Origin of the sequence: Bacillus sp. SIMBA_074, assembly GCF_046534555.1 — a bacterium.
In the GTDB taxonomy this organism is placed as follows: Bacteria; Bacillota; Bacilli; order Bacillales; family Bacillaceae_G; genus Bacillus_A; species Bacillus_A mycoides.
Map to the genome: position 1 here is coordinate 1 of NZ_JAWRYM010000561.1, position 269 is coordinate 269.

Consider the following 269-nt stretch of genomic DNA (forward strand, 5'->3'; position numbering starts at 1 on the left):
GCGCATTATGCGTATAGAGCCTTGCAGCGTCAACCTCTTTTTCAAGGAAAATTGCTCGAAAGTGACTGTTTGGTTAGGTTGCGAACAGCGAACCATGACGAACTGTAAATCTACGGAATGCTTGATATTCAGGGGATTTTGCGGACTGGTACGGATGGGAGCGAACTGATAAATGGTGTCCCCTGCAGGAATCGAACCTGCAATTAGCCCTTAGGAGGGGCTCGTTATATCCATTTAACTAAGAGGACAATGCGGCATGAGTATACCCG

Annotated in this window: 1 tRNA gene; it reads right to left on the reverse strand. The window is 47.2% G+C overall.

Annotation, left to right across the window (positions count from 1 at the left end):
* Positions 1 to 173: 173 nt before the first annotated feature.
* Positions 174 to 248, reverse strand: a tRNA-Arg gene (locus tag SB773_RS31975).
* Positions 249 to 269 lie beyond the last annotated feature (21 nt).